Source organism: Aquabacterium sp. (genome assembly GCF_004297345.1).
In the GTDB taxonomy this organism is placed as follows: Bacteria; Pseudomonadota; Gammaproteobacteria; order Burkholderiales; family Burkholderiaceae_C; genus Aquabacterium.
This window is the reverse complement of record NZ_SCTN01000089.1, coordinates 1-5,989: the sequence shown is the minus strand read 5'-3', so window position 1 is coordinate 5,989 and position 5,989 is coordinate 1. Positions and strand designations below refer to the sequence as shown.

At 60.9% G+C, this 5,989-nt stretch carries 5 protein-coding genes and 1 pseudogene; 3 read left to right on the top strand and 3 right to left on the bottom strand.

Features of this window, described 5'->3' with window-relative positions; genetic code table 11:
* From EPO09_RS02565 to EPO09_RS02555, 3 genes are all read left to right on the top strand, one after another.
* On the top strand, positions 1-1,304 hold a 1,304-nt coding region (locus tag EPO09_RS02565; RefSeq protein WP_290639841.1), incomplete at its 5' end, for a hypothetical protein.
* A gap of 8 nt (positions 1,305-1,312) precedes the next feature.
* The gene (locus EPO09_RS02560; protein ID WP_290639840.1) at positions 1,313-2,389 is read left to right on the top strand and encodes a hypothetical protein; all 1,077 of its coding nucleotides are present in this window, start codon (positions 1,313-1,315) and stop codon (positions 2,387-2,389) included.
* A 27-nt stretch (positions 2,390-2,416) separates the two neighbouring features.
* Positions 2,417-3,178 (top strand): bifunctional 2-polyprenyl-6-hydroxyphenol methylase/3-demethylubiquinol 3-O-methyltransferase UbiG, encoded by a 762-nt coding sequence (locus EPO09_RS02555; protein WP_290639839.1) that lies wholly within the window; start codon positions 2,417-2,419, stop codon positions 3,176-3,178.
* A gap of 147 nt (positions 3,179-3,325) precedes the next feature.
* Here EPO09_RS02555 and EPO09_RS02550 read toward each other — a convergent pair.
* The 3 genes and pseudogenes from EPO09_RS02550 to EPO09_RS02540 all read right to left on the bottom strand — a co-directional run.
* Positions 3,326-4,426: pseudogene (locus tag EPO09_RS02550) on the bottom strand (DegT/DnrJ/EryC1/StrS family aminotransferase); the annotation flags it as partial.
* Positions 4,427-4,441: 15 nt separating this feature from the next.
* Positions 4,442-5,482, bottom strand: a complete 1,041-nt coding sequence (locus tag EPO09_RS02545; RefSeq protein ID WP_290639837.1) for a glycosyltransferase family A protein — start codon at positions 5,480-5,482, stop codon at positions 4,442-4,444.
* A partial coding sequence (locus tag EPO09_RS02540) for a hypothetical protein (RefSeq protein WP_290639836.1) occupies positions 5,479-5,989 on the bottom strand: 511 nt, incomplete at its 5' end. The genes EPO09_RS02540 and EPO09_RS02545, both read right to left, overlap by 4 nt.

Below are 5,989 nucleotides of genomic sequence, written 5' to 3'. Positions count from 1 at the left end.
TGAGAACGCGCTATAGCTGCGTGTTCGTCAACCTGGAGCAACTCGGGCAGGGCGGTGCGGCGGTGTCGCGCGACTATCTGTCTTTGCTGAAAACATCCGCGGTGGCGGATTACGATCACGACAACATCCCGGCGTATGCCAGCCATCCTGATGAGGTGATGGTTGTGCCTTTCCTGCATGCACCTTATCTGCAGCAGGCCGAGCCCATCGCGCTGGAGGATCGCCCCATTGATCTGCTGTTCATCGGCAGCATGAACGAGCGCAGGCGCGCGATGATCCAGCGCATCGAGGCAACGGGGGTGCAGGTGAGCATGTTCGATGGTGCCTTGTATGGCCCTGAACGCGATGCCTATATCGTGCAAGCCAAAGCTGTGTTCAATGCCCACTTCTACGAGAGCAGCCGTTTCGAGCAGGCACGTGTATCGCACTGCTTGTCATTGGGCACGCCGGTCATTTCGGAGCGCCGCCAGCAAACCCGCCCTCATGCTTCGTTCGAAGACAGTGTGTTGTGGTTGGGCGAGGATCAACTGGAATCCTACTTTGGTGATTACTTTGGCACGGCTGCGTTCTTTGAAGAAGCGCGTGCCGCGGTCAAGGCTTTTGAGACCGCTGATCCGGTCGAGGCTTACGCCGACTTGCTTGCCTTTGCTGCGGGATTTGGCCGCGAGCATCAGGCGCGTCGTTCTGCTGAACCGTGGCAGCCCACGCGGGTGCACGTGGGATCGGGCAATGACTATCTGCCAGGCTGGTTGAATGTGGACGTCACGGACATGGCGCAGCCTGATGTGATCGGTGATCTGTCCCAGCCCATTGGCCTGCCCTTTACTGGCGAGACACCCCAGGCCGGCCCCATTGATGTGCAGCCCGCTAGTGTCGATCTGATCTATGCCAGTACGGCCCTGGAGCAGGCCACTGACCTGCCTATGCTGATGAGCAACTGCCTGGCCATGCTCAAGACGCATGGCAAGTTGATCGTCCAGGTCGCCCACGAACAGGCCATGCGCACCTGGCAGGATCCAAGTCATCGCCGTGCCTTCAATGAAAAGACCTGGCTCTACTTCAGCGAACTGTTCTGGCAGATCGGCTGGTTCGAGCACCGTTTCCATGTTGATCGCTTCGAGTACATGAATGAGCGCAACGAGGTGTGCGATCGAGAGCAGGCTGCCACCATGAATGTACTGTTGGTCAAGGTGGAAACTTCGGCGCATGAGCGCACCCTGGCGCGCACCATGCAAGCCGATTTTTCTGTGCCCGATGATCTGCCCCAACTGGCGCCAGAGCCATCGGCCAGACTGGTCGCCTGAGGTGCTTCATGGCTGAGCGTCGCTTCCTGCTTTTTTCCGGCCACAACGACCGCGCCGTGGTGGCGTTGTGCCGGTTCTTCGAGCAGGTGGCCTTGCCCTTTGTAATCGTGGCGGCAGGCAAGGCTGACGCCATTCACCGGACAAAGTGGGCCTCGCAAGTCGCGTTCAATCGCCTGGACGCGGTCGTGACCGTGGAATGGCTGCGGCTCCTGACGGGCAGCCTGGGCGGTGAGCTGGTTTATTGCCCCACCACCGAGTTCATCAATCACTTCGTGCTGACGCATCGCGAGGCGCTGGCCGGTTGCGGCCTTCACATCGGGCTGCCCGATCGCGCCATCTATGAAGCGCTGACTGGCAAGCACAGCAGCCAGGCCCTGATGACGGGCTTGTGCGCGGATCTGCAACTCCCGGCCACACAGCCAGATGGGCAATGGCACGCGCCTTGTGTCCTCAAGCCGCGTGAGAACGTGCGTGCAGGGCGTGTGCTGTATCCGGTGCTGTGCCCTGAGGTTACGGACTTGCAGCACGCGCTGTCTGTTCTCGATCGCAGCAGCTACTTCGCGCAGGATTTCATCAAAGGGCAGAGCCATTACCTGTGCGCCTATCTGGCCCGCAATGGCGAGTTTGCCTCTTTCTGGCAGGTCAACCTGATGCAGCAAGGTGGCGGCAAATCCATCGTGCTGGCCCAACCGTGTGCCAATCCAGGACTGGATGAAGCCAGCTTGTTCCGTGGTCTGCACGAGCGCGGTTACCACGGGGCCTTCATGCTGGAGGTCATCGCTGCGCAAGGCCGCCTCCACTACATCGAAGTGAACCCGCGCTTCTGGGGACCGCTGCAACTGGCGCTGGATGTTTGCCCTGACATTCTGAGCTTGTTCGCGCGCGAGCAGGGTTTCGATACCCCTGCCATCGTTGCGCAGCGTCCGGAAAACGCCTGTTATGCCTGGGCTTATGGGGCGCAACAGCCCGGCGTCGTCGTGCATCCTGCAGGCTTGGCGCTGGATGCAAGGGCGCGCGAACGACGCCTGTTGGCCCATGACGTCTACGCGCGCGACGATACCCGCGCGCTGCAAGCCTGCTACTGAAACTCCATCTGAACGGACGAGATCACCATGCCCTCGACGCCTTCTCTCAAAGACCTCTATCGCCAGCAAAGCAAGCACTCGAACTATCAACTGGTGCACCCTTCTGTGGCCAAATTGCTGGGCGATACCAGTGATCTGCCCGCAGGCAAGTTGGAACTGGAGCGCCAGACCTATTTCGATCGTGCCTTGCCTTTGCTGGGCGCGCGCGTTCTGGACATTGGCGCCAACACGGGCTATTTCAGCTTCGGGGCCCTTCATGGTGGCGCACGGCATGTGACCTGCTATGAGGGTAATCAGGAGCATGCGGCATTCGTGGCGCATTGCGCGGAGCAGGCCGGCCTGTCTGACCGTCTCGACATGAACGCCTGTTATTTCGATTTCCTGTCGCCCATCACCGAAACATTCGATGTCACCTATTGCCTCAATGTGTTGCACCACCTGGGTGATGACTTCGGTGATCAAAGCCTGAGCGTGGACGCTGCTCGCGAGCAGATGCTCAAGGGCCTGCGTCACATGGCCGGGCTGACCCGCGTGCTGGTCTTGCAACTGGGTTTCAACTGGAAGGGTGATGTGCGTTGCCCCCTGTTCGAAGGTGGTGAAAAGGCTGCCTTGATCGACTTTGTCGCGCAAGGCGTGGGTGACAGCTGGATCATCGAAGAGGTCACGGTGCCCAATCCAGTGACGCGTGCATACGAGCCCATCAGCGAAGACAACCTGCCTCGCAACAACCAGATCGGTGAGTTCATGAATCGCCCCCTGTTCAAGATGCGCAGCCGTGTGCTGGTGTGATCAAACGGCAGCAACACGCACCAAGACAAGAGCCCGCATCAAGCGGGCTCTTTTTTATTGAAGTGCAGTTCAGTGAACGCCGGCTGCCGCGACATCGTTTTGGTGGCTGACTTCGGGCTCGGCAAGCTGAGGCATCACCGCCTGGCGAATCAGGTTGGCAACCCGGTGCACATCCTCGTCGCTGAGCGCAGGGTAGATCGGCAGGCAGATGACCTTGGACGAAATCTCCTTGGCCACGGGCAATTGAGCCGCGCTGGCAGAAGGCAGCCCCCGGTACATCGGGAACTCGGAGATCAGTGGGTAGAAGTAGCGACGGCCGTTGATGCCGGCATCCTTCATCTGCTGGTAGATCGCGTCGCGGCTGAGCGGATAGTCCGGCTCGACCAGGATGGGGAAGTAGGAGTAGTTGGCCACCGTATCGGCTGCCGGTGTCAGCACGCGAATGCCTTTGACATCGGCCAGCAGCGCGCGGTAAAGCGCATCGATCTCCTGGCGGCGCGCAATGGCTTTGCCCACGTGCTTGAGCTGCAGCAGGCCCAGCGCGGCATTGAGCTCGCTCATCTTGCCGTTGATGCCTGTGGCGACGACCGTGGTCTCGTTGACGAAGCCGAAGTTCTTGAGATGGTCGATGTGCTGCTTGGTGCGGGCGTCCGGGCTGATGATGGCGCCGCCTTCAAAGGTGTTGAAGGCCTTGGTTGCATGGAAGCTCAAGACGGACAGGTCGCCGTGCTGCAAGATGCTGTGGCCATGTTGTTTCACGCCAAAAGCATGTGCCGCGTCATAGATGACCTTGAGGTTGTAGTCATCGGCAATGCGCTGGATGGCGTCCACATCGCACGGGCGACCATAGCAGTGCACGGGCATGATGGCCGTGGTCTGCGGCGTGATGGCGGCCTCGATGCGGGCCGGATCCAGGTTCATGGTGTTCGGATCGATGTCGGCGAACACGGGCTTGATGCCGTTCCACAGCAGCGAGTGCGCTGTGGCCACGAAGGAGTAGGGCGTGGTGATGACTTCGCCGCTGATGCGCAGGGACTGCAGCGCCGTGACCAGGGCGATCGTGGCATTCGTGAACAGCGAGATGTACTTGACGCCCAGGTACTCGGCCAGTTCGGCTTCCAGTTGCTTGTGGAAGGGCCCGCCATTGGTGAGGATCTTGCTGTCCCAGATCTGCTGGAGATAGGGCATGAACTCTTCCAGCGGGGGCAAGTCCGGCTGGGTGACATAGATGGGGGGCTGGGTGTTCATGCGCGTGGTTCCCGATCAGATCGTGGCGTCGGCCAGTTCGTTCTTCTGGCTGCTCGCGCCCGTTGGCGCTTTGGCCGGTTCTTGCAGGCCAGCTGCCGTGCCAGGGTTGCTCGCCAACAGCTTCAGCCAGAACGTTCGATAGGCCAGGTAGAGCTGGTCCAGCGAGCCGGCCTGGGTGTCCAGGATGTGGAAGTATTCCGCCATGACCGTGTCCTCGCTGAAGTGGTGCACGATGCGCTGTGTGGCCGTCCCGATGGCGCCTATAGCTGTTTCGGGGTTGATGTGGCCGTCCCGCCATGCTGCCAGGGCATAGGTCACCCAGGCCAGAAAGCCCACGCGGCCACCATGGCTGTAGGTGCTGACCTGGGTTGTTTGTTGCTCGTTCTGGCGGAACACACCCAGGTACTCCCGGATGAAGGTCACGGGCAGATGCTGGCTGGCGGCGAGCAGGGCCCCCACATCCAGCAAGCCGTAGTAGCTCAGGTCCTTGGCTGGCGGGCGAGGATACAGGGCCGCGCCCTCTGCCGAAAACACCATGTTGCTCAGCTCGCCCAACCAGTTCTGGCAGGTGCCCACGGTGCTGTTGAACAGCTCTTCGGTGGTCGGTTGCAGCACGTGGCCGTTGCACTCGTGCACGAAGTCGGGCAGGGGCAGCGTCCAGGCGGGTACGCCATCGTCATGGCTCAGCCAGCGCTGACTGACCGAGGCACAGCAGGGGGCCGCTACGTGGGCTGCTACGTGCGTACGGTAGAACTCGGGGTAGATGAGGTCGTCATCCAGATTGAAGTGAACCAGGGGCGTGCTGCCGGCCCACAGGTCCAGCAATTGCTCATGATTGCGTCGGGCATTCTGCGGGCCGCGTACCACCGTGATGTTCAACTCGTCGGTGAGCTGGCCCCAGTGACGGTTGCGGATCATGTCGGTGATCACGCCGCCGGGGCTGTCGTCAGACACGATCACCTTGAAGTCCTTGAAGCTCTGGCGGCGCAGCGCCAGAAACAACGGGCCCAGGTATTCCTTCTTGTAGGCCGGGATCAGTGTGGTGATCTGGGTCATGGCTTGGCGCTCCGGTGTTGGGCCACGAAGCCCTGGTCGATGACGCCGCACAGCGAGTGGATGGCGTTGAAGGACACATGCTTTTGCAGGATGTACTCAGCCGAGTCGTAGAACGATTCAGGCAGTTGCCAACCGCTTTGCGTGTTGTGGAACAAGGGCATGCGCACGATGCGGGGGAAGACGCGGTGCGTGCAGATCGACGTCAGGCACAGGTCCGTGGCCCAGAGATGCCAGCCGATGTGCGGGTCGATCTGATGCAAGGAGTCTTTGGCAATCACCAGGGCCAGTTCGTCAATCGACACCACGGCGTCCGACTCGGCGTGGTCGGCGCAGTTCACGCGGTCGATCACGAAGCCGGCGGCTTCAGCTTGCTCGGTCTGGCGGTTCACACCCATGCCGATGAAGCCCAGCAGGGTCTTGGGGCGGGCTTCGGCAGAGATGGTCGACAGCAGTGCATTGAGGCGTTGGCCAAATCCCTTGGGAAAGTAGACGTCCTGGTGGCACAGC

Bases quoted from the DNA above. Each gene is read 5' to 3' on its own strand.
- EPO09_RS02560 (WP_290639840.1), top strand. From the start codon at position 1,313: ATGGCTGAGCGTCGCTTCCTGCTTTTTTCCGGCCACAACGACCGCGCC.
- EPO09_RS02555 (WP_290639839.1), top strand. From the start codon at position 2,417: ATGCCCTCGACGCCTTCTCTCAAAGACCTCTATCGCCAGCAAAGCAAG.
- EPO09_RS02545 (WP_290639837.1), bottom strand. From the start codon at position 5,482: ATGACCCAGATCACCACACTGATCCCGGCCTACAAGAAGGAATACCTG.